Source organism: Rheinheimera muenzenbergensis, from assembly GCF_036984005.1.
GTDB lineage: Bacteria > Pseudomonadota > Gammaproteobacteria > Enterobacterales > Alteromonadaceae > Alishewanella > Alishewanella muenzenbergensis.
In genome coordinates this window covers 110,828-134,502 of sequence record NZ_JALAAR010000011.1, presented here as the reverse complement: position 1 = coordinate 134,502, position 23,675 = coordinate 110,828, and the positions used below count along the sequence as shown (strand labels likewise).

The 23,675-nt window shown below is 49.2% G+C and carries 23 protein-coding genes; 7 read left to right on the top strand and 16 right to left on the bottom strand.

Annotated features, from left to right (window positions below; genetic code table 11):
• Positions 1-48 precede the first annotated feature (48 nt).
• A complete protein-coding gene (locus MN202_RS13870) occupies positions 49-273 on the top strand; it encodes a YejL family protein (RefSeq protein ID WP_335736726.1) in 225 nt (74 codons plus the stop codon).
• Between the two features lie 6 nt (positions 274-279).
• Complete coding sequence (locus MN202_RS13865; RefSeq protein ID WP_335736725.1) at positions 280-1,797, top strand: DUF3413 domain-containing protein; 1,518 nt, start codon at positions 280-282, stop codon at positions 1,795-1,797.
• 16 nt (positions 1,798-1,813) lie between these two features.
• On the opposite strand, the gene MN202_RS13860 is transcribed toward MN202_RS13865, so the two are convergent.
• A complete protein-coding gene (locus tag MN202_RS13860; RefSeq protein WP_335736724.1) occupies positions 1,814-2,101 on the bottom strand; it encodes a hypothetical protein in 288 nt (95 codons plus the stop codon).
• A gap of 26 nt (positions 2,102-2,127) precedes the next feature.
• On the bottom strand, positions 2,128-3,060 hold the full coding sequence (gene rlmF / locus MN202_RS13855) for a 23S rRNA (adenine(1618)-N(6))-methyltransferase RlmF (protein WP_335736723.1): 933 nt from the start codon (positions 3,058-3,060) through the stop codon (positions 2,128-2,130).
• Positions 3,061-3,192: 132 nt separating this feature from the next.
• Here rlmF and MN202_RS13850 point away from each other — a divergent pair, with 132 nt between their 5' ends.
• The gene (locus MN202_RS13850) at positions 3,193-4,029 is read left to right on the top strand and encodes a CvfB family protein (RefSeq protein ID WP_335736722.1); all 837 of its coding nucleotides are present in this window, start codon (positions 3,193-3,195) and stop codon (positions 4,027-4,029) included.
• A 43-nt stretch (positions 4,030-4,072) separates the two neighbouring features.
• On the opposite strand, the gene MN202_RS13845 is transcribed toward MN202_RS13850, so the two are convergent.
• From MN202_RS13845 to dapA, 13 genes are all read right to left on the bottom strand, one after another.
• Positions 4,073-5,314: a cyclopropane-fatty-acyl-phospholipid synthase family protein gene (locus tag MN202_RS13845; RefSeq protein ID WP_335736721.1), complete on the bottom strand. Its 1,242-nt coding sequence runs from the start codon at positions 5,312-5,314 to the stop codon at positions 4,073-4,075.
• Positions 5,311-6,060, bottom strand: a complete 750-nt coding sequence (locus MN202_RS13840; protein ID WP_335736720.1) for a DUF1365 domain-containing protein — start codon at positions 6,058-6,060, stop codon at positions 5,311-5,313. The genes MN202_RS13845 and MN202_RS13840 overlap by 4 nt, the downstream gene beginning before the upstream one ends.
• Positions 6,060-7,316 (bottom strand): NAD(P)/FAD-dependent oxidoreductase, encoded by a 1,257-nt coding sequence (locus MN202_RS13835; RefSeq protein ID WP_335736719.1) that lies wholly within the window; start codon positions 7,314-7,316, stop codon positions 6,060-6,062. Before MN202_RS13835 ends, MN202_RS13840 begins: the two co-directional genes overlap by 1 nt.
• 33 nt (positions 7,317-7,349) lie before the next feature.
• The gene (locus MN202_RS13830) at positions 7,350-7,796 is read right to left on the bottom strand and encodes a nuclear transport factor 2 family protein (RefSeq protein WP_335736718.1); all 447 of its coding nucleotides are present in this window, start codon (positions 7,794-7,796) and stop codon (positions 7,350-7,352) included.
• Positions 7,786-9,228, bottom strand: a complete 1,443-nt coding sequence (gene phrB, locus MN202_RS13825; protein ID WP_335736717.1) for a deoxyribodipyrimidine photo-lyase — start codon at positions 9,226-9,228, stop codon at positions 7,786-7,788. Before phrB ends, MN202_RS13830 begins: the two co-directional genes overlap by 11 nt.
• A 1-nt stretch (position 9,229) precedes the next feature.
• Positions 9,230-10,171: a YbgA family protein gene (locus MN202_RS13820; RefSeq protein ID WP_335736716.1), complete on the bottom strand. Its 942-nt coding sequence runs from the start codon at positions 10,169-10,171 to the stop codon at positions 9,230-9,232.
• A gap of 146 nt (positions 10,172-10,317) precedes the next feature.
• Positions 10,318-10,614: an integration host factor subunit alpha gene (locus MN202_RS13815; protein WP_335736715.1), complete on the bottom strand. Its 297-nt coding sequence runs from the start codon at positions 10,612-10,614 to the stop codon at positions 10,318-10,320.
• Between the two features lie 2 nt (positions 10,615-10,616).
• Positions 10,617-13,004 (bottom strand): phenylalanine--tRNA ligase subunit beta, encoded by a 2,388-nt coding sequence (pheT, locus tag MN202_RS13810; protein ID WP_335736714.1) that lies wholly within the window; start codon positions 13,002-13,004, stop codon positions 10,617-10,619.
• Between the two features lie 15 nt (positions 13,005-13,019).
• Positions 13,020-14,000 carry a phenylalanine--tRNA ligase subunit alpha gene (gene pheS, locus MN202_RS13805; protein ID WP_335736713.1) on the bottom strand — a complete coding sequence of 327 codons (981 nt, stop codon included), beginning with the start codon at positions 13,998-14,000 and terminating at the stop codon, positions 13,020-13,022.
• A 112-nt stretch (positions 14,001-14,112) separates the two neighbouring features.
• Positions 14,113-14,808 (bottom strand): DnaA regulatory inactivator Hda, encoded by a 696-nt coding sequence (gene hda, locus MN202_RS13800; RefSeq protein WP_335736712.1) that lies wholly within the window; start codon positions 14,806-14,808, stop codon positions 14,113-14,115.
• Positions 14,808-15,863, bottom strand: a complete 1,056-nt coding sequence (locus tag MN202_RS13795) for a DUF2066 domain-containing protein (protein ID WP_335736711.1) — start codon at positions 15,861-15,863, stop codon at positions 14,808-14,810. Before MN202_RS13795 ends, hda begins: the two co-directional genes overlap by 1 nt.
• Positions 15,864-15,926: 63 nt before the next feature.
• A complete protein-coding gene (gene bamC, locus MN202_RS13790) occupies positions 15,927-16,979 on the bottom strand; it encodes an outer membrane protein assembly factor BamC (protein WP_335736710.1) in 1,053 nt (350 codons plus the stop codon).
• A 65-nt stretch (positions 16,980-17,044) separates the two neighbouring features.
• The gene (dapA, locus tag MN202_RS13785; protein ID WP_335736709.1) at positions 17,045-17,929 is read right to left on the bottom strand and encodes a 4-hydroxy-tetrahydrodipicolinate synthase; all 885 of its coding nucleotides are present in this window, start codon (positions 17,927-17,929) and stop codon (positions 17,045-17,047) included.
• A gap of 183 nt (positions 17,930-18,112) precedes the next feature.
• On the opposite strand from dapA, the gene MN202_RS13780 reads away from it, so the two are divergent.
• The 4 genes from MN202_RS13780 to MN202_RS13765 all read left to right on the top strand — a co-directional run bounded on the left by MN202_RS13780 (position 18,113) and on the right by MN202_RS13765 (position 22,448).
• Positions 18,113-18,640, top strand: coding sequence for a glycine cleavage system transcriptional repressor (locus MN202_RS13780; protein WP_335736708.1), 528 nt, complete (start codon positions 18,113-18,115; stop codon positions 18,638-18,640).
• A gap of 13 nt (positions 18,641-18,653) precedes the next feature.
• The gene (gene bcp, locus MN202_RS13775; RefSeq protein WP_335736707.1) at positions 18,654-19,118 is read left to right on the top strand and encodes a thioredoxin-dependent thiol peroxidase; all 465 of its coding nucleotides are present in this window, start codon (positions 18,654-18,656) and stop codon (positions 19,116-19,118) included.
• Between the two features lie 173 nt (positions 19,119-19,291).
• Positions 19,292-20,395, top strand: coding sequence for a PQQ-dependent sugar dehydrogenase (locus tag MN202_RS13770; RefSeq protein ID WP_335736706.1), 1,104 nt, complete (start codon positions 19,292-19,294; stop codon positions 20,393-20,395).
• A 4-nt stretch (positions 20,396-20,399) separates the two neighbouring features.
• Positions 20,400-22,448 (top strand): TonB-dependent receptor family protein, encoded by a 2,049-nt coding sequence (locus tag MN202_RS13765; RefSeq protein WP_335736705.1) that lies wholly within the window; start codon positions 20,400-20,402, stop codon positions 22,446-22,448.
• 7 nt (positions 22,449-22,455) lie between these two features.
• Here MN202_RS13765 and MN202_RS13760 read toward each other — a convergent pair whose 3' ends face one another.
• Positions 22,456-23,535 (bottom strand): AI-2E family transporter, encoded by a 1,080-nt coding sequence (locus MN202_RS13760; protein ID WP_335736704.1) that lies wholly within the window; start codon positions 23,533-23,535, stop codon positions 22,456-22,458.
• Positions 23,536-23,675 lie beyond the last annotated feature (140 nt).

The window sequence follows — 23,675 nt, the reverse complement described above, 5'->3', positions numbered from 1 at the left end:
TTCTGATACTATTCTACCTGTTTAAACCATATTATTTGCGGAAAATTCATGCCTATTGTATCAAAGTATTCCACTGCTCAAATTGAAAAGCTGGTTAATCAGCTACTCGATGTGTTGCATGCCGACAATGCCACCACTGAACTTAGCCTGATGTGCCTGGGCAACGCCATTAGCCATGTTGTTAATAGCAGCGTACCTGCAGCACAACGCGCCGACGTGGTTAAGCACTTTAATCAGGCGCTGACTGATGCAATAAACAGCAAGGCAAACTAAGCAATTATGGTGCTGGAAAATAACCTGTCGCTGGTAAAAAAGGTCAATCGGTTGCTGAACTGGGGACACTGGTTCAGCTTTTTTAATATTCTGTTGGCGTTAACGGTCACGACCGTGTACTGGTTAGCCGAACCCATGCCGCAAACGCTGGTTGGCGTATTGTATTTAATATTAAACTGGCTTGGACATACCGCATTTTTATGCTTTATGTTTTTTATCCTGACTATCTTTCCGGTGTCGTTAATTTTTCCCTATCAGCGCCATGTGCGCGGGCTGGCTGCCACTATTGCCAGCCTGGCCTTTATTGTGCTGATCTTTGATGCCTATGTTTATGCCAGCCTTGGCTATCACGTGGGCAGTGCATCCTATGATCAAGCAATAGACTTATTGCGACAGCAGATAGTGACAAATCTGCGTAATTTTGTGTTAATCGTAGTCAGCGTCGGCGCTGTGTTACTAGCAGTGCAACTTACATTAAGTAACTACTGCTGGAAAAAAGTTGAACGCTTAAAACAATCCGGCATTGCCAAGCCCTTATTGTGGTTGTTTATCGGCAGTTTTATGCTTAGCCATCTATTACATATTTATGCCGATGCCAATTTCAATTACGACGTAACCAAACAGGACAATGTGCTACCGCTGTCTTATCCGGCAACGGCAAAAACCTTGCTGGCAAGACATCAGTTAGTTGATTTAACCAATCGCTCACAGCTGCAACTGGACACATTGTTACTGAATGATACGGCTATCGCTGGCCAGCTGGCTCAGTGCACCAAAGCTGTTGGGCCGGCAACGGCACTGATAGTAGTAGAGCGCTTATCTGAGCAACAGCAACAGTGGTTATCAGCGGCTAACCTAAAACCGCTGCCACAGCATTTTGCCCCTAACAATAACGAAGAAGCCTTGTTAAACCTGTTATATGGTAAATTTTATGCTGATGCGACGTCAGCAGCAGTACTTAGCAGCTCGCCGGCCTGGCTGACGCAGTTGTCAACAGACTTAGTTTCTGTCAGTGCAGCAGCAGGCACCACTAACGGGCAGCTGCCCTGGCTAACAGAACAAGCTGCAGCACAATTCGCCATTATTTTTGATAACCAGCCAGAGCAGCACTGGCAGCAGTATAAGCAATATCCCCAGTTAGTAGTGCTGTCACTGACCTCAGCTCACACTAAGTTTTCATTAGCACCAGCGGCCGTGTGGTCAAACTGGGCAGCGCTGCGCCAGTTGCAGCCACATCAGGTTACTCAACATCTGGACTGGCTGCCGACATTACTGGCACAAGCTGGCTGCGCTGCAAACGGGCAATGGTTGGGTGACAACCTGCTACAGCCTAAAGCGTTACCCAAGCTTAATATCAGCGGCGATACGGTGATTAGTTTTAAGAAGGACAAGATGGTGCTGTTACATGCCGATGGCAGTTACGGGGTGTGGTCTGCCGGTACCTTATTACCGTTGAATGACAAACTTGACTTGCCAATGCTGATCGATGCTTTAAAGCGTATAGAACAACCCAAGGTTGAATAAGCGGTAGCGCAGCGGGTTAGTGAAGCGCTAGTTTAGGCTGTTTTACTGGCCTGCCGGCCAGTTCCAGTTCAGCCAGATGTAACATATTAGTCAGTGCTATTGGCGGTGCAGGTTGCGAAAACTGCTCAATAAAAGCAATTGCAGCTTCTTTTAGCAGTTGCTGACACAACTGGTCGTACATACTAAAACCGTCATAGGCTAAGGGCTCATTTAGCTCAGCTAACTTCAGTTCACGTTGCCGGCGCATAAACCATTGCAGTAAAAATTCATATTGTTTTACGTCTAACCATTGCCGCCAGTCCATATTAATGTCCCTTCTTTGCCGCACAACTATAATACTGCATCGGTCTGCCACTGCTGCTGTTGCGCGGCGCTCAGATAACTCCAGGCCAGTATACGGCTCACCTTCTGGCCCTGGCGCATTTCAATAACTTCAGTTTGCACAGCACCAACGCTTCGCAGTAGCTTTTGTAGTGGCACCAGATGTTTCTGTTGCGAAACCAAAGTAGTAAACCAACAGACTTGCGACTTAAATAACTGGCTTTCAGTAATCATCTGATTGATAAAAGCCAATTCACCGCCCGGGCACCAGAGCTCATGCTGTTGGCCGGCAAAATTACGCTGCTGCCCCTGCGCAGCCTTACCAAGATTAACCCATTTACGGCGGCTGGCCGCTTCGGCTTCCTGTTGTGAGGCAAAAAATGGCGGGTTACACATCGTCAGATGAACACGCTGCTGCGGCATGATCACGCCACTGAACATTGCATTGCCCTGTTGCTGAATAACCTGCACCTGTGAGCGTAGTGCTGGATTACTGGCGACAATAACCTTAGCCGTTTTCACCGCCAGCGGATCCGTATCACTACCATATACCTGCCAGCCATAACTCTGGCTGGCGATGATCGGATAAATCAGGTTGGCCCCGGTGCCAATATCCAGCAAGGCAATCTGCCTTCCCTTAGGTACGTTGTCAAAACTGCGGGCCAGCAGATCCGCCAGATAGTGCACATAGTCTGCTCTGCCTGGTACCGGTGGGCATAAATAACCTGGTGGCAATAGCCAAAACTGCACTTTGTAGTAGCATGCCAGCAAGGCCTGATTAAGCAGAATTACGGCGTTATTATCGCTAAAGTCAATGGTAGCTTCACCAGACGGATTTGTGCAGATAACCGCTTCCAGCGCAGGCAAGGCTTTAATCAAAGCCGCAAAATTGTACCGGCCCTGATGGATATTACGCGGGTGTAATAAAGATTGTGATGACACTTAATAATTGGCCTCAGCAAAGAATAACATCGGTAAGTTTATCATGTCGGGGCTAATATAAAGCAGTTCAACAAAAAAACCGCTACAATAGCGCCATTGTAACGGCCCGTCGGGCAATTTTATGGAAGTCGCATGCTGGCTCTTGGAAAAATTAATCGTTTAGCGGTAAAAAAGCAGGTTAAATTTGGATTTTATCTGGATGGCTTAAGCTGGGGTGAAATCCTGCTACCAAACAATGTAGCACCCGCCGGCCTGGAAATTGGCCGAGAACTGGATGTGTTCCTCTATCTGGATTCGGAAGATCAGCTCATTGCTACTACAGAGCAACCGAAAATAAAAGTTGGCGAAGTGGAGCAGTTGCAGGTGGTTGCCAGCACTAAAGTAGGCGCCTTTGTTAACTGGGGGCTGAAAAAAGATCTGCTGGTGCCTTTTAGCGAGCAACAAATTCCTCTAAAAGAAGGCCAGAAGTATCTGGTGTACTGTTACGTGGATAACAGTAACCGCATTGTCGCGTCCAGCAAGCTGGATCGCCACTTACATAAAACGCCAGCCAGTTATAACGCCGGAGATAAAGTTGATATTATTATCAGCGAGCAGACCGACATTGGTTATAAAGCCGTAGTAAATCACCAGCATTGGGGCGTATTGTACAAGAACGAAGTTTTTAAGCCACTGCGCCGCGGCGAAAGAATGCCAGCTTATATCGTAAAAGTACGGGATGATGGCAAAATCGATTTGCGTTTAAACTCCACTACTTATAAGCAAGCACTGGAGCTTACCGAACAGGTTATCAAGAAGTTACAGCAAAACGGCGGTAAGCTTGCTTTAACCGATAAGAGCTCGCCGGAACAAATTTATGCGACCTTCGGCGTCAGCAAAAAAGCCTACAAACAAGCCATAGGCAGCTTATACAAAGACAAAAAAATTGTTATAAGCGAACATGGTATTATTTTGGTGCCGCAAACCTAACAGCAAAACGCCGGTATTTAACCGGCGTTTTTATTGCGTGCAACTAAACGCTACGATTGTCTGGCTTCGACAGCACCAGATGCACAGCGCTGGTGGCACGTTCGCGAAAACCCCCTTCGCAATAGCACAAATAAAACTGCCATAAGCGGACGAAGTTATCGTCATACCCCAGTTGGTGTACCTTATCACGGGCATGCATAAAATTATCACACCAATCTTTTAACGTTTGCGCATAGTCAAAACCAATGTCTTGCAGATGGCGCACCACCAAATCGGTTTTCCGGCTAATTGCGTCTGTCATACGATGGATGGATGGCAGACAACCACCGGGAAAGACATAACGTTTGATAAAGTCTACTTCACGTACGTATTGGTTATAACGCTGATCAACAATAGTAATAGCCTGCAACACCATCAAACCGTCCGGCGTTAACAAGCTGGCACATTTGGCGAAATAGGTATCCAGGTAGTCTTCTCCTACCGCTTCGATCATTTCAATTGACACCAGTTTGTCGTATTGCCCGTCTAAATCGCGGTAGTCACTTAGCAACAAGTTTATTTTGTCTTGTAAACCCAGCGCCTCTATTCGCGCCTTAGTGTAGTCGTACTGCTGCTGTGAAATTGTCGTGGTCGTTACAGTACAGCCATAATGCTGGGCGGCATAAATAGCCATGCTGCCCCATCCGGTGCCAATTTCTAGCAAATGATCGCTGGCTTTTAGCTGCAGCCGCTGACAAATAAGCTGTAATTTATGTTGCTGTGCGCTGGCTAAATCAGCATCAGCAGACGGATACACCGCGCTGGAATACATCATACTGTCATCAAGAAACAGCCGGTACATGTCATTGCCCAGATCATAGTGAGCAGCAATGTTTTTTCTGGCCTGGGCTTTTGAGTTGCGATTACGCCAGTTCAACAGCTTTAAAAAAGGCCGTCCCAGCCGGGTAATGGCTGAATCAAGCTTATCCAGCGTAGTTAAATTCAGCGCAAAAATACGCACCAGAGCCGTGAGATTGTCGCAGCGCCACCAGCCATAAATATAAGCCTCACCACCGCCGACAGAGCCTGCCAGCACCATCTTTTGATAAAATGCCGGGTCGACAACGGTAATAACAGCTTTAAGTTGAGCCTGTTCGTCACCAAAACGCAGCCGTTGGTTACCTTCTACTACAGTAATATCGCCATGTTGCAGCTGGCTGATAAAATCCAGCGCAAACTTGCGGCACAGCCGCTCAAACCAACTCAGATTGTCGAATACCGAGCTTTCAGTCAGACTCATTGTCATGCATTTGTATCCTTTGACTTAGGGTGAGCATGCACAGGAACGCCTTTAAGCAACAATTTCAGTGCATGCCAGTAAATACGCAATACCACCTGTACGTTTTGCCATGGCTGGCGGATCAGCCAGCGTTTCTTCCAGCTGGCAGTAAGTTGCTTCCGGGTTAAATTTATCCAGGCACTAAAGATTTGTTTATCATGCTTAGTATTGCTAATGCTGCAACGTAAGCTGGTATCTGGCGTGCTGATTTGCCAGTGGTACTGCATTGCCAAAGGGTTAAACGGCGAAACATGAAACGCCTTAGCATGCTGGTAACGTTGTTGGCCGGCGATAATGGTTTGCAGATAGTAATGCCGTTCATTCCATGGCGTGTTAGACACTTCAGCTAACAAATAGCAAAAAGTGTCGTTGTCATCAAAGCAGTAATAAAGTGTCAGCGGACTAAAGTACAGCCCCCAATTGGCTAAAGGGGTAAGTACAAATACCCGGGCCGGCACTATCGTGCCACCCAATTGTGCAACCTTGGCAGATACCGCGCTAAGCATATTGTCAGCACCGGCCAGGTAATCACGGCGACGGTAACTTAAGGCACCAAAACGCTCATAGCAGATACCATGGAGCGCCAGAGCGCTTTCATCCAGCATATCGCAGTCAAGCCAATACAATGCCAGTGAATAACTAAAGCCATGCTGACGAGGTGAGCGCCGTAAATGGCCAACCTCGCCCTGATATACCGCATGGCCCAAGCGCATTAGTAGTCAACGCCCAATAGCGCAGCGACATCAACCGCACTGCGGGCGCCGTCTTCATGAAAACCGTTATACCAGTAGGCACCACAAAAATAGGTATGCTGTTGGCCGTTTATTCTGTCACGTTGTTGCTGAGCGGCCAGCGTGTAATGGTTGTAAACCGGATGGCTGTATTGGTAAACACCAAGAATTTTATCCGCCGCAATAGCCTTGCTGTTGTTTAAGGTGACACAAAAGGTCACCGGTGCTTCTATACCCTGTAACAGGTTCATATTGTAGGTTAGCGTTGCCCGGTCATTAATATTTGCATCCAGATTATAATTCCAGGCCGCCCAGGCCCGCGGGCGTTTCGGCAATAGCCGGATATCAGTGTGCAACACCACTTCATTTTGCTGGTAGGCAATACCACCTAATACCGCACGCTCAGCATCAGTAGCACCGTCGCCAAGCAGCTTTAGCGCTTGATCACTGTGGCAAGCCAGGATCAACTTATCAAACTGCGCTGAGCTACCATCAGCAAAATGCAGCATTACACCTTGCTCATCACGTTTTATTGCCGTTATCGCTTGTTGCAACCTCACTTTTTCAGCCCCAAGCTTAGCTTGCAGCGCCTCAACATAACGTTTTGAACCGCCTTTAATCACAGACCACTGAGGCCGGTCTGTTACATTGAGTAAGCCATGATTATTAAAAAAACGCAGAAAAAACCGCAGCGGAAATGCCGGCATATCGGCCAGACCGGCAGACCAGATAGCGGCCCCCATCGGCAATAAATAGTTATCTTTAATGGCCTCACCAAAGCCATGTTTGTGTAAAAAGTCGCCCAATGACAAATCCAGATCGGCACTGTCTTCAGCCAGTAACTTTTTGCCTAATTTGTTAAAACGCATGATATCCAACAACATCAACCAAAACGAAGGCCGGAATAAATTACGGCGCTGGGCAAACAAACTGGCTAAGGTATTACCATTGTACTCGAGGTTACTGGCACTGTTTTTTACGGAAAAACTCATGGTGGTGTGCTGTTGCGCCACACCCAGCTCGGCAATAAAACGGTTAAAAACCGGGTAAGTCCAGTTATTAAATACTATAAAACCAGTATCTATTGCATAAGTCTGCCCCTGCACTTCTACATCGACTGTAGCTGTGTGGCCGCCAAGATAAGCGTTTGCCTCAAACAGGGTAACGTCATGTTGTTTATCTAATAAATACCAGGCCATCATGCCCGATATACCACCACCCACTACTGCTATACGCATATTTATCCTTCAGTTAATTGTGTTGCTACACGCTCAAGCGTGCGTATTAGCCATGCGTTGTTTAATTTTGCCGGTCAGCCAGCCTAAAACCGGCAGGTGGCGGTAAACCATGTCATTTAAATCGTAGTAATCGCGATGATAAATAATTAAGCCGTCCTGCCAGCGTAGTACGCTGCAACCATCAACCTGTATGGTTTTGCTTTTACTGATGGCCGGATGGATAAACTGCATCCGCCAGCTGACGAACCCTTCGTCGCCCTGCTCCATTTGATGCTGAGCATCAAACTGACAGAACTGCAATCGTGCATACGCATTGGCGAAATAGTTGTTCAGGCTGGTTAAGCCCTGAAGTTCATGTACCGGATCAATAAATGTCACTTGTGGGTGATAGACCAAAGCCAGTGATTGCAGGGTATTGCCTGACAATTGGTTATAGAACGCTAAAAATGCGCTGATGCGTGGTGTCGCGTTAGTGCTCATTTTTTTGTTTTACCTCTGCAAAAAGCGCCAGTGTCAGCTTGCGCGCGACAGCATGATCAACCACAGGTTTGCAATAAGCTTTAATGCCGCCCGTCGTATGTGGCCAATGCAGCAATTTACCTTGTAAAGCTGCCAGTTCTGGCAGGTAATAACGAATAAAATCGCCTTTTGGATCAAACTTTTCGCTTTGGCTTACCGGGTTAAAAATCCTAAAGTAGGGTGCCGCGTCGGTGCCGGTGGAGGCCGCCCATTGCCAACCGCCGTTGTTGGCAGCAAAGTCACCATCGATCAGTTTCGACATAAAATACCGCTCGCCCCAACGCCAGTCGATATGTAAATCTTTCACCAGGAAACTGGCGCTGATCATTCGCAGCCTGTTGTGCATCCAACCGGTTTGATTCAGTTGCCGCATAGCGGCATCCACGATAGGAAAACCGGTTTGCCCCTGGCACCAGGCATTAAACAGTGTAGTATCATTGCGCCAACGAATAGCGGCCGTATCCTCCTGAAAGGGTTGATGCTTGATCAGATTGGGATAAGCAACCAGGATGTGCTTGTAAAACTCACGCCAGATAAGTTCGGATAACCAGACCGCGGCGCCAGATTTCTCCTGCAACCAGCTATCGGCTGCCTCTAACTGTAAACGGGCGACACACTGCGCCGCCGACACAACACCTATAGCCAGATACGCTGACAATTTGGATGTACCGTCAATTGCCGGATAGTCACGTAATTGTTGATAGTCAGCCACTTTGTCGCGGCAAAAATTGCGCATCAGCTGCAACACTTGTGTTTCAGCGACCGGCCACTGCTGCGAACTATTATCAGCCTCTTTCATCGCCGGCAAGTCAGTCATAACCTGTTGCGTCCACTGCAGATTGCTTGCCGGTAACATGGCTGGTCGCGCGCAGCATCGCACACCTTGCTGTTGCAACTGTGCCAGCCAGCTGCGTTTAAACGGCGTAAAGACTTTATAATAGTCACCCTGCTGGGTACGGACAGTGCCCGGAGGCATAAGGCATTGCGTATCAAAACGGATAAATTGCCCCATATTTGCCAACACTAACTGCTCTATCGCGGCATCGCGTTGTTGCTCACGCAACTCGTATTCGGTCTGCACAAACACCTTTAACTGAAACTGGCGGCACAATGCGGTAAAAACAACGTCCACCTGCTGGTAGCTGCTGCCCTCCACTGCCAGCAACGGAATATTAAGCGCCGCCATTTCCTGTTGTAACTGCAGTACACGACGGCGTATAAGATCTTGTTTTATCGCAGCCATATCGTGCAATTGCCAGGTTTTTGGCGTGGCAATATACAGTGCCATTACCGCTGCCCCGCTTTTGCTGGCATCTTCAACAGCACTGCTTAATGCTGCGTTATCATAGCAACGTAAATCATTGCGTAACCATACGACATTTAATGCGTGCATATCAGGCCCTCAACCCAAGGTTTTCCGGGTAAGGGGCAAAATAACGTTGGTTACTGACATAGGCATTAGGCAACTGTTTCAAATGATGTTGCAACAAAGTAAGTGGGGCTAATAACGGCACAAAACCCTGCCGGTAACGGTGGATCAAATCAGACAGCTCCTGCTTTGCCTCCGCAGCTAAGCCATGTTTTAGAAAACCCTGCAGATGCTGCAACACATTGGTATGTTGCTTACGCGTAGCAATGTTTTTCAGCGCCTGCATCAGCTGCAATAAATAGCGCTGTTGCAACTCCTCTGCAGCAAAAAATTTTGCATGGGCCACCAGCCGGCCCAGTTCGCGATAAGCCGTAGGGCTATGCGCCATCACTAAAAACTTGTAACGGCTATGAAATGCCACCAATTTACCTACGCTAAAACCGTGCTGCATCGTTTGCTGATAGTCGTAACAACTAAACACACGGCAGATAAAATTCTCTTTTAAGGCGTGGTCAAACAGACGGCCGTCTTCTTCTACCGGTAACCACGGGTACTTCTGCATTAACTGACGCGTATATAACCCGACGGCCAGTTTTCCTAATTGCTGACCTTTAGCGTCGAACAACCGTACCCGCTCCATGCCACAACTGGGCGACTTGGCACAGACGATATAACCACTTAACGCCGACAAAGCAGGCAATTTAGTGTCGCAAAACGCCAGCATTGCCTGAGTATGATCAATGCTATTGTCGTTACTCTGCACCAGATGAATTTGATTATTGTGTTGCTGTTGTAATCGGATAGCTGGACGGGGTGCAGGCATGCCTATTGCCATTTCAGGGCAAACCGGTATATACCGCACGTGTTCAGACAATTGCTGCATACAAAAAGCAGAGCCTTTATGACCACCGTCAAAGCGTACTTTTTCACCGAGTAAACAACTACTGATCCCAATTTTTATCGTCATCGTTAGGTACATCCAGTTCTTGATACTACCTATACAGCTGTATCCGGAGTTTGGATCGAAAATAAATAACGCGCTGAACTGATTGCATAAAAAAACGGCAAGCTGTTTACACAACTTGCCGTTTTTAACTATTCAGCCATTTTAGCTTACTTTTTGCTGGTACCCAGTTCTACCCGCGACTTTAACTTCTGTCCCGGTCGGAATGTCACCACGCAGCGCGCCGAAATAGGGATATCTTCGCCGGTTTTCGGGTTACGTCCCGGCCGCTCGTTTTTAACCCGCAGGTCAAAATTGCCAAAGCCGGATAATTTAACCTGATCTCCCGCTTCAAGTGCTGTGCGGATCTCTTCGAAAAAAGCCTCCACTATCAATTTGGCGTCGCGTTTGCTAACACCAAATTTTGTAAACAGACGTTCTGCTAAATCGGCTTTGGTAAGCGCCATTCTTAATCCCTCAACGTTGCGTTGAACTCTTCTCCAAGCGCGCTAACTACTTGATTTACCAACTGTTGGATATCTTTATCCTCCAGGGTACGCGCTAAATCCTGCAGGGTCAGAGCTATGGCCAACGATTTAAAACCCTCTGCCACACCCGGTCCTGTGTATACGTCAAACAATTTTAGGTCAACTAGTTGATTTCCGCCAACTTTTCTAATCGTAGCAGCAACATCGGCAAAACGCACGTCTGTTTTTACTACAATTGCTAAATCACGACGATTTGCCGGATATTTTGATAGTTCACGCGCCTGCACAATGTCGCGCAAACCAAGCGCAGCAACCTCCAGTTCAAACAGGTAGGCCTTACCTTTAATGCCAAGCTTGCGCTCAGATTCCGGGTGCAGTGCGCCTATATAACCAACCTGTTGTTCTGCCCGGTAAATCGCTGCGGTTTGGCCAGGATGCAAAGCACTGTGTTGTGCACTGACAAAACGGAACTGATCCACAGCCGAAGTTTGCGCCAACAAGGCTTCAACATCGCCTTTAATATCATAGAAGTCGGCGTTGCGGTTTTCCATATTCCAGTGTTCATTGTGCATACTGCCAACAATTACACCGCCGATCACGGCGACCTGGCGTACGCCGCCTTCGGCATCGGCGTCCGGAATAAATTTCAGACCGTATTCAAACAAACGGATCCGGCTTTGCTGGCGGTTTTGGTTATACTGCACTGTTTGCAGCAATCCTGGCCACAGGTTCAGCCGCATTGCCGACATATCAGCCGAAATTGGGTTTGGTAACACCAGCGCCTGCTGATTAGGAAACAACTGCTGCTGTACTTTAGGATCAACAAAGCTGTAGGTAATAGCTTCCTGATAACCGCGGTCAACCAACACAGTACGCAAGCGTTGTACATTTAATTCAGCTTCGCGGAATTTACGCATCGCCAAGCTAGCCTGAGGGGCAACATTAGGAATGTTATTGTAACCGTACACCCGCGCGACTTCTTCAATCAAATCTTCGGCGATATTGATATCAAACCGGTAACCCGGCACCGTTACCTGCCAACCTTCCGCAGTTTGTGCCACGCTAAGACCTAAGCGGCTGAAAATAGCCGTTACATCATCCTTAGCAATAGTGATACCTAATATACGCGCTAATTTAGCTTCGCTCAGGCTGATCACGGCAACCTTAGGCAGATGTTGTTCTGACACGGCTTCAATAACAGGACCTGCCTCACCACCGCAGATCTGCAATAATAACGCGGTCGCCCGCTCCATTGCTGTGTGCTGCAGTTGCGGGTCGACACCACGTTCATAACGGTGCGATGCGTCAGTGTGCAAGCCGTATTGCCGGGCTTTACCGGCAATCGCCAGCGGTGCAAAAAACGCGCTTTCTAAAAAGATATCTTTTGTTTGCGCCGTCACACCACTGTGTAAACCGCCAAAAATACCGCCCATGGCCAAGGCTTTGCTGCTATCGGCAATTAACAGTGTATTGGCTTTAAGCGTAACTTCGCTTTCATCCAGCAACACCAGTTTTTCACCTTCTGCCGCCAGACGTACGTTTATATCGCCGTCAATTTTTGCCAAATCAAAAGCGTGCATTGGATGACCAAGTTCCAACAGTACAAAATTGGTAATATCCACCACCGCATCAATACTGCGTACACCGCAGCGACGCAGCTTTTCGGTCAGCCACAGCGGGCTTGGTGCGTTAACATTTACATTACGCACCACCCGGCCTAAATAACGCGGGCAAGCATCAGGCGCACTAAGTGTAATGGCTTTGCTATCGCTAAGGCTGGCCGCAACCGGCGTGATGACCGGCTGACAAACATCCAGCTTATTTAACACCCCTACTTCACGCGCCAGACCTTTTATGCCCAGACAATCAGCACGGTTTGGTGTTAAATCAACTTCAATAATATGGTCGTCCAGCTCAAGGTACTGGCGAATACACTGGCCAACAGGCGCATCCTGTGGCAGCTCGATAATGCCATCAGAAGCATCTGCCATACCCAGCTCAGATAACGAGCACAACATGCCGTGTGACGGCTGGCCACGCAACTTGGCTTTTTTAATCACAAAGTCACCGGGTAACACAGCACCGACAGTGGCTACCGCTACTTTTAAACCCAAACGACAGTTTTTCGCACCGCAAACAATGTCTAACAGTTCGTCAGTACCAATGTTTACTTTAGTTACCTGCAGTTTGTCGGCATCCGGATGCGGGCCACACTCGACCACTTCACCTACCACAACACCGCTAAACACACCGGCCACCGGCTCAATGCCATCAACTTCCAAACCGGCCATCGACAGCTGTTCAGATAAGGTGTTGCTATCAATAGCTGGGTTAACCCATTGCCGTAACCAGGCTTCACTGAATTTCATCTAGCTAAACTCCACTTATCTGAACTGTTTTAAAAAACGTAAATCGTTTTCAAAGAAGGCACGTAAATCGGTGACACCGTAGCGCAACATAGTCAGGCGCTCAACGCCCATACCAAAGGCGAAGCCACTGTAAACATCAGGATCGATACCGACAGAACGTAAAACATTGGGATGCACCATGCCACAGCCTAGGACTTCCAGCCATTTACCGTTTTTACCCATTACATCTACTTCAGCAGAAGGTTCGGTGAACGGAAAAAACGACGGCCGGAACCGGATTTGTAAGTCTTCTTCAAAAAAGTTGTGCAAAAAGTCGTGCAGGATACCTTTTAGCTCAGTAAAGCTAACCTTGGTATCGACCATTAAGCCCTCAACCTGATGGAACATCGGCGTATGGGTTTGATCATAGTCATTACGATACACCCGGCCCGGCGAAATAATGCGCAGCGGCGGCTGTTGCTGCTCCATAGTGCGAATTTGCACACCAGAGGTCTGGGTACGCAGCATCAGTTTTGGATTAAAGTAAAACGTATCATGATCTGCCCGCGCCGGATGATGCTCGGGTATGTTCAGTGCATCGAAGTTATGAAAATCATCTTCAATTTCAGGACCATGTTTAACTTCAAAACCCAGTTCGGCAAAAAAAGCATTTATCCGCTCTATAGTGCGGGTAACCGGATGCAAACCACCGGTTTCCAGGGTACGGCCAGGCAAGGTAACATCAATTTGCTCTTGCGCCAGTTTAGCTGCCAGTTGCGCGTTTTGCAGTGCGTCGCGCTTCTCATTCAGCACGTCCTGCACTTTTTGTTTCAGAACGTTAATTTCAGCGCCGGCCTGCTTGCGCTGTTCCGGATCCATAGCGCCGAGCGATTTCAATAATTCAGTAATGCTGCCTTTTTTGCCAAAAAATTCTACTCGGATCGTTTCCAAAGCAGAAATATCATTGGCCTCAGCAACAGCCGCTAAGGCGTTGTCCAATATTGCTGTCAGGTTCATCTGTGTCCTCAAACCAGCTGGTATTTACAGGATGTCAAAGCCGCTAATGATACACCAGAATAACGGCTAAACGCAGGCCACTGTGGCATTTTTTCGACAATTTGCCGCGGTTTTACTGCAAAATTTCTTTCAGGAAGGGAATAGTTAGCTTGCGCTGATGCACTATGCTGGCTTTATCCAGCTTGTCCAGAGTTGATACCAGTGCGCGGATGTCGCGGTCCTGGTGGTTTAACAGGTAACGCGCCACTTCATCGGGCAAATCCATACCGCGTAAACGGGCTTTTTGTTGCAGTAGTTTTTGTTTATCGTCGTCAGTGAGTAACCGCAGCTGAAACGCCGTGCAAGCTTGTAACCGCGAAACCAGATCAGCCAATTGTAAACCCAGCATCGGTGGTGGCTCATTACCCACTATCACCAGCGCCTTGCCTTGCTCCTGCATACGGTTGTATAAATCAAACACCGCCGTCTGCCAGCTTAGCTCGCCGGCTATCGCCTGAATATTATCCAGGCAAACTAAATCCAGCTGCTCCAAATCATCCAGCAGGCGTGGGCTTAAACTACGGCAATCATCCAGTGTCAGCAACTGGCTGGTTAACCCCTGCTCCTGCGCCTGCACGCAGCTGGCATATAACAAATGCGATTTGCCACTGCCGCTAGCACCAAACAAATACACCGGCCGCTGTTGTTGCGGCAACAATAAATAGCGCTTTAAAAAGGCCACGGCCGCAGACTGGCCTGCCGCATAAAAGCTGTCCAGCGTTTCATCTTCCGGCAAGGTTACTGCCAGCGTATATTGCAATGGCTGCATCAGAGCTTTGTATACTCCAGCGTTGCCAGCACAGGTACTGCGGTTGCATCAAGCTCGACGGCTACAGGCAGTTGCTGCATCCGCAACTGCGGATTAAATCGCAGCGCACTTAACAGCCCCTGCGCATCGACACCGCTTTCAAGGGTATAGCGGGCTGAACCATTATGATAAGCCGAGATGGTGACCCCAGACACGCCAACGACCTGGCGCAGCAGCTTTTGCACCTGCACTATCGCAGCTAGATCGGTTAAGCCTGACACCTGCAACATAAATTGTGCCGGTGTTTCTGACAGCGTTGTGGCGTAGCTGGCAGCCAGTTGCTGGGCCAACTTACGGGCAAACGTCTGCATCAAGGTATCTGCATCGGTGGCGCTGACTTCGTCCCTCAGGATCCGGCCATTTTCGTTACGCTGCCAACTCAATCTATAGCTGGTGCCACTGTCCTGCGGCAGTTGTTCAATGGTGGCCGCTATCACCACGTCGGCATTGTAACGCGCACTGGCCTGATTAACCGGTTGCCAGAACCCGGCCCAGACATCCGTTTCTGTCAGACTGAGTAAGTCATCTATATCGTACAGTGGCAACAACAATGGCAAGGCGGTTTGCGTAAAAGCCTGCTGCAATGCCTGATTAAACTGCTGCGCGCTCTTGCGGACAAACTGGCGCTCAGCGCCCTGTTGCTCAACTAACCAGATCAGGATATCAGGGCGTAAAGCCCCCCAAACGGCGATATTGTTTTGCTGCAGTAACTGATTAACTTTGCCGGCATCCAGCAGTACACGCATCCGGTTACCGTCATTGCTGCGTACGGCTTCAAATTGTTTTACGTAACCGGCGGCCCGACTCAGCTCGTCGGCAATCTGCGGCTGCTGATGAATGTCTTCCCGGCCAGATACCTTGGCCAGCACCTGGCGAAAGGCGTCCTGTTGCCAGTCAGCCACTTTTGCCGTTGCTGCAACGTCAGCCTGATACAAATTATCAATCTGCCCGGCAGGCAATGCAGCCGATAGCAGCATTGCTACAGACAGCAGCACAACTTGAGTTAGGCTTTTCATGGCATAAATCCTTCGGCCAGCTGTTGTGCATTGCCACCTGAGGTGGCAGACACAACGAATAGGTTACAGATCAATCTGTGCCAGACGTATGGCTTGCACAAAGGGTTGATGTAATGCCAGCACCGTTTCGGCATCCAGCTGAGCACCGTCTTTATCACGTAAACTTAACGCCGTTAAATTACTGCTGCGGCTTAACACTAACTGGTATTCGCCTGCAGCAACAGGTAATACCGGTTTATCATTTGAGCCCCACAATTTAGACCATAGACCCGGCTCGGATTTTTCATAGTTTAAATAATAGGTATAAGCTGAGCGGTTGCGATCGGTAACGGTTAAGTCCAATTCACCGAACAAGGCCTCAAGCTGCGACCAGGTTACATCCAGTGTTTGTGTCGTCAGCAACGCCGGGTTACCGTCGGCATCCATACCCGGCTCAAGTGAAACGTCCGGTGCCTTGTTTTTGTTCGCGATGGCAAAAACAATTTCCTCTTTGCCAACCCGGTCAATTACCTGGTTAAGTAAGGCAACTTCCTGGCGCTTAACGTCATTGTTACCCAGGCTGGCAGTTTGCGTAAAGTACTGATGTTCAAGCATGCTTACCAACATGCTGGCTGAACGGCCATGGCTTTTCGGTTCAATGCGTATTTCAAACCGGGCTTGTTCGGTTGTTTCACTTGCCTTCCAAAACCAAAAGCCGGTTTCGTTAGTGCGGCTTATCCAGCCGGTGTGATACACCAACGCTTGTTCATCTTGTGGTGTCAATTCGACACCCTGAACGGTAAACTGTGCCTGCAATACCTGCTGTAAAAAAGGCACTAAGTCGCCAGTCGCTTCGGTACGGTCAAACCATACCCGGCTTTGCCGCTCACCTTCTTCTACCCTGCTACTTGCCGCTGTTGCTAACACCAATACCGGCGAGCGGTTATCTGCCTGCCCCGTTGCCGTTGTCGGCGGAATATCAAACTCACCAGGCTGGCGCGGTTGTTGTAATCCGGCCGGCACGGTCAAAGACTGCATCCGGCTTTGCTCTGCACTTTGCTGCGGTTCTGATTGAAATAACGAACATCCCGACAGCATCACGCTGGCTAACACACTACACTTAACCCAATATTGCACTTTACTACTCCTGATTTGGCGGCACAAAGCTGTGGCTACAGCTTTGTTCTTTGCAGTCCTGACTATCATAACAGCGCTATGCCAGCCTGCGATAATGCCTGTTCGATTACATCAAAATGAATTGGTTCCAGTTGCGTCAGCGGTAAACGCATCATATCACTGTCTATAAGACCCATTCTTTTCAATGCCCATTTAGTTGGGATCGGGTTAGATTCTATAAATAAGTCGCGGTGCAGCGCTTGCAAAGTGGCATCCAGCTGCCGGGTTTGCTGTGCATCACCACTAAGTGCATAACCACATAGCTCTGCCATGGCTTTTGGCGCCACATTAGTGGTTACTGATATCACGCCCTGGCCACCTTGTAACATAAACTCAGCTGCGCTGGCATCATCACCACTTAACAACAAAAAGTCTGGCGGACATTGTTGTTGTAACTGACTCAGCCTGGTCATGCTGCCGGTTGCTTCTTTAATACCAACAATATTGTCGACCTGCGCCAGGGCTGCCACGGTCTCTGGCAACATGTCGACACCAGTGCGGCCGGGAACATTGTACAACAGTACCGCTTTATCGGTGGCGGCAGCCACCGCCTGATAATGTAATATCAAGCCTTTCTGTGTGGGTTTATTGTAGTACGGGGTAACGGTTAAAAAGCCGTCAATGGCAAGTTCGGTTAATGCTTTGGTTTTGGCTACTGCCGCAGCAGTGTCATTTGCACCATTGCCGGCAACCAATGCTATGCGACCTTTTACCTGGGCAATAACCGCACGGATTACATCCAGTTGTTCGTCAAACGAAATGGTTGCTGCTTCGCCGGTAGTGCCCATCAACACCAGGCCGGCAGTGCCGTTTTCCAGATGAAAATCCACCAGTCGATGCAGGCCAGCATAATCAATTTGCCCTTGCTCTGTCATCGGTGTAATAAGCGCAACCCAACTTCCTCTGAACATCTTTTAAGCAGCCCTGTTTTGATATAAGGGCGCCTATGTTAAAGAGACGCCCGCCTAAACACAAGTCGGCTGAGCCATCGGCGTCATTTCGACAAACGGATGACTTAATCTGGCGGTATGATACACTTTTGGCCGGCGATTATTGCGCTGCCTACAAATCGATGTTCACTGGGTTTTCAAATTATGCCTCAACAACTTGTCGTCACCGCCATTGGTACGGATCGTACCGGTATCGTCAGTAAACTGGCGCGTCTGGTTACCGATTGCAACTGCAACATTATTGACAGCCGGATGGCTATTTTCGGTGGTGAATTTACCTTTATCATGCTGCTTTCCGGAGATGTTGCCGCAATAAGCCGGATTGAACATTTATTACCGGGGCTAGGGTTAGAACTTGATCTGACGACTATGACCAAACGTACCAGTGCCCATCAACGCAAAGCCGTTGCAGCACACTATGTATTGGAATATACCGGCCCCGACCGCGTCGGCACCCTTGGCACCATTACCGGTTTACTGGCCAGCCGCAGTATTTATATCGGCTCGCTGCAATCGGCCAGTAAGTTAGCGGTCGAGCAAACTGAAGCGCAGATGCATACCATTATGACACTGGAATTGCCCGAAGGTGAGCAACCCGAGCAATTGGAAGCTGATGTGATGGCGTTATTGCAACAAATGAATTTATCCGGCAGTTTTCATGCCCAAACCTGAGACGGAGAAGTTAATGAACTATCTGAGCCAGGGTGCAACAGCACCAGATTTCACTTTGCACGACCAGGACAATAATCCTGTGCAGTTATCCACACTGTTAACACAACAACGCGTCTTAGTGTATTTTTACCCCAAGGCCATGACGCCAGGCTGTACAGTGCAAGCCTGTGCGCTGCGTGACGCTAACGCTGAACTTAGCGCCAAAGGCGTTAGAGTGCTGGGTATTAGTACTGACGCTGTTGCACGGCTGGCAAAGTTTGCCGAGCGTGACAAGCTGAATTTCACCTTGTTATCCGATGAAGATCACCAGGTAGCCGAGGCCTATGGTGTTTGGGGCGAAAAGAAGTTTATGGGTAAAGTGTATGACGGCCTGCATCGCATTAGCTTTTTAATTGCACAAGATGGCAGCGTCGAGCAGGTTTTTGATAAGTTTAAAACCAAAGATCACCATCAGGTAGTTCTGGACTATCTAAACTGACTATTTTAGCTAGCTTTGCAAGCTAACTGGCTTAGCCCCCCAGCGAAGCGACCCGGCTTGATGCCGCCAGCTAATTATCTCAGCGCGCTGGCTGTTGGTCGGGTCATGCACTATCAGCAGGTAAAACTTGCTATGGTTAGCACCAGCAGATAAATAATAATACGGAGCTACAGATGATAAAAAAACTTGTTTTGGCCACGTTGGTGTCGATGGCTTTACAAACGCAAGCCGATACCTTACAGACTGAAAAAGTATCGTTAAATTTAGATCCTGTAGTTTCTGGTTTAAAACACCCCTGGGGAATGGCCTTTTTGCCGGATGGCAGCATGCTGGTGACTGAGCGTAATGGCGGCATGCTACATGTTAGCGCCGACGGTAAAACTAAAACCTCACTGCAGGGGTTACCTGCTATTGCCGCCAGTGGTCAGGGTGGTCTGCTGGATGTCGCCCTATCGCCTACTTTTAGCCAGGACAATACCGTCTATTTCAGTTTTAGCGAGCCGGGTACAGGCGGCAGCAGTACCGCCGTTGCCCGTGCTGTGATTAAAGGCGATACACTGGCGAATGTCAGTGTCATTTTTAGCCAGTTGCCGAAAGTAGATAGCCGTCACCATTTTGGCAGCCGTTTAGTATTCGACCAACAGGGGCAGTTATTTATCACTATGGGCGATCGCGGCAACCAGCGCCAGGAAGCCCAAAACCTGGCTAACCATATTGGTACCGTAGTACGGATAAACACCGACGGCTCAGCCGCCGCAGGCAATCCTTTTAGCGGCAAACCCGACAGCAAAGCTGAGATTTGGTCCTATGGCCATCGCAACATTCAGGGTGCGGCCTTACATCCGGCCACGGGTGCCTTGTGGACGCATGAGCACGGCCCGCAGGGCGGCGACGAAATCAATATTGCCCAGTCCGGTAAAAATTATGGCTGGCCGCTTATTACCTATGGTGAAGAATATGGCGGTGGTGTCATTGGTAAAACCAAACAAGACGGCCTGGAGCAACCGCTGCATTACTGGGTGCCCTCTATCGCTCCCAGCGGCATGATGTTTTATGCGGCAGACCTTATCAGCGGCTGGAAAAACAATATGCTGGTAGGCTCGCTAAAATTCGGCCAGTTAGTGCGCCTGGAGCTAAACGGCAATACCGTAAGCCATGAAGAACGCATTATGATTGGCCAGCGCATCCGCGATGTTGAGCAAGGGCCTGATGGTGCGGTTTACCTGCTAACTGACAGCTCTGACGGCCAGATCCTGCGCCTCAGCCCTACGAAATAACCCCTTGAAAATACGCAATTTATCCAGCAGCCGGCCGGTTATGCCGGCGCTGCTGTTAACCCTGGTATTCAGCAACAGCCTGCTGGCAGAAGAAACTGAAATTATTGTAGTCAGTGGTGCAGCACAGCAACAAGCCTGGTTAAACAGTGCCGCGGCAATAGAGCTGGCCACACTTCCCGACAGCGGCATACTGATCGACAGTGCGCGCTTGCTGGACAGTATCAGTGGCGTGCAAGCTGACAGCAGAGCTAACTTCGCTCAGGACACCCGTCTGAGTATTCGCGGCTTTGGCAGTCGCAGTGCTTTTGGCATCCGCTCTATCTATCTGCAGCAGGACGGCATCCCTATTTCCACACCCGATGGTCAGGGCCAGTTGTCGGCAATATTGCTCGACAATATTGAACGGGTCGAAGTATTAAAAGGCCCGTTGGCTGCGCTATACGGCAATGCTGCCGGCGGGGTTATTTCACTCTACAGCCGCACACCGGCGCAAAGTGGTGCCGGTTTTGCTATCGCCGGCAGTGAACAACACCGGCAATACCGGCTATACGCTGACTGGGTAGAGGGCGACAGCAGCCTGAGCACCAGCCTAAAACGTTTTAACACCGACGGCTACCGGCCACATTCAGCCGCTACAAAGCAGCAAGCGCAAATATTGTACCGCACATCGGTAGCTGGTTTGGCCAAATTAACCGCCAGAATTGATTATGCCAGAGATCCGCAATTACAAGACCCGCAAGGGCTATCTGTTACCGATTGGCTGCAAGACCCGCAACAAACCCACAGCGGCGCCAGGCTGTTTGATACCGAAAAAAACAGTCGCCAGCGTCAGCTTAGCGTCAGCCTGAATGATTATCAGCAAAGCGGTTTATGGCAGCTTAGTTCCTGGGTTGGCCAGCGTGAAATCGCGCAGCGGCTAGCTTTTAGCGGACAAGCGCCCACCTCTGCCGGTGGTGAAGTCGCATTGCAACGGCAGTTCCGCGGCATAAACGGTCATTTTCGCCTGTTACAGGCGGACAATTATCAGCTGGTTGCTGGCGCCAGTTTCGTAAACAGTGATGACGAGCGCCAGGGCTACGTGAATGACTTTGGTCAGCGTGGCGAACTGCGCCGTGAACAAACTGACAGTGCCGATAATCAAGATGCTTTTATTCGCTTTAACTGGCAACCGGCAAACCGTTGGCACGTTGAAGGAGGCTGGCGTTACAGTGAGCTGACGCTTAGTATTGTTGACCGCTTTATCAATGCCGCCAACCCGGACGATAGCGGTAATAAGCGCTTCTACAATCAGGCACTGGCACTGGGCCTAAGTTACCGGCTTAATAGTGATATCAGCCTGTTTGTCAGCGCCGGCCAAGGTTTTGAAAGCCCGACACTGGCAGAAATTGCCTATCGCAGCGATGGCACTGGTGTAAATCTGGCGCTGGATGCCAGCACCAATCAGCAATGGGAAGCCGGCATTAAAACACAGTTAGGCAACACTTTTACCGGCAGTGTCAGCATCTTTAGCACCACAACCGACAACGAATTATTGGTAGATAACTCTGTTGGCGGCCGCACCAGTTACCGCAACGCCGCTAAAACAGAGCGCTACGGTGCAGAGCTGCAACTGGATTGGCGGCAAAATGCCCAACTGCGTCATCAGCTTAGTGGCCACTATTTATCGGCACAATTTGCCGATGCACAACTTAAGGGTAACAGCTTACCCGGCGTAGCACGCAGTCAGCTGCAGTGGCAACTTAGTTACCGGCCCTGGCAAGACAAGGCGGCACTACGCGATACCGAATTTAGCTTACACAGCCAGTACCGCAGCAAGGTGTATCTGGACGATGCCAACAGCGATGCGGCTCCGTCTGCACTGACATTCTCACTTAGCGCGCGCCACAGCCAGCAATGGCAACAGCTTACGCTGGATTACTGGCTGGCGCTCGATAATATCGCGGATAAAGCCTATGTCGGTTCAGTCATTGTCAACCAGGGTAACGGCCGCGCTTTTGAACCGGCGCCGGGGCGGCAGCTTAGCGCCGGCATTAACGCCGGCTTTTACTGGTAGCCGGCAGTTACTGTGGCTCTGTTAATTCAGCGTGCGGGTGCACCCTGCTAGACCAGGCATTAACGGTTGCCTTAACCAGAGATGCCAGCGGTATAGCAAAGAAGATGCCCCAGAAACCAAACAACCCGCCAAAAAACAGCACGGCAATAATAATAAATACCGGGTTCAGGTCTACCGCTTCAGAAAACAGCAAGGGCACCAGTAAGTTACCATCCAACGCCTGAATAACACCGTAGGCCAGCATTAAATAACCAAACTCAGCGGTCGGCCCCCACTGAAAAAACGCCACTAAAGCGACCGGCAAGGTGACTACAGCCGCGCCTACATAGGGAATTAACACCGACAAACCAACCAAAACGCCCAGCAGCAGCGGGTAATTTAAACCGAACAAAGCAAACACCGCGTAACTGCAGGCACCTACTATCAGGATCTCCAGTATTTTACCGCGGATATAATTCATAATTTGCACATTCATTTCATGCCATACCTGGCTTATCAATTTGCGCTCGGTTGGCAACAACTGCGCAAAACTACTGGTTAATTGCGCCTTGTCTTTTAACATAAAAAATACCATCAACGGCACCAGTACCAGATAAATCAGCAAGGCGACTAAATCGACAATCGAGGCCAGCGATAACTGCAGCATGTTAGTGCCAAACTTCATCAGTCGCTCGTCAACGGAATGCATTAGTATGTTAATTTGCTCCACACTGACCATGCCAGGAAACGATGCCGGCAGCTCCAGTAAATAAGCTTTGCCCTGCTCTATCATTTGCGGCAAGTCCCGCAGCAGATTGCGCCCCTGATACCAGACTATTGGGATCAGCCACATCAGCGTTAACGTCGCCACACCAATAAAAGCCGCCACCACCAAAACGGTACTGACACCGCGAGATAAACCAAGCTTGCCGAGGCGCACAACAGGCCACTCCAGTAAATAGGCAAACGCAATGGCCACCAACACCGGTGCCAAAATTCCGCTTAGCCAGTAAATGGCCATAAAGCCAATCAACAGCAATAAAAACAGTGTCACGACCTGAGGATCAGAAAACTTATTGGCGTACCATTTTTTTAACCAATCCAGCATGAGTACAAACTCCAACCTATAAAAAAGTGCCAACTGGCGAAAACAGCTACAAGTATACCTAAGATAATGGCTATTTTGCGGCTTAACTCTCTGGTGCAGCAAAATATATGCTAAATTAGCACGGCTTTGCTAATGGAACT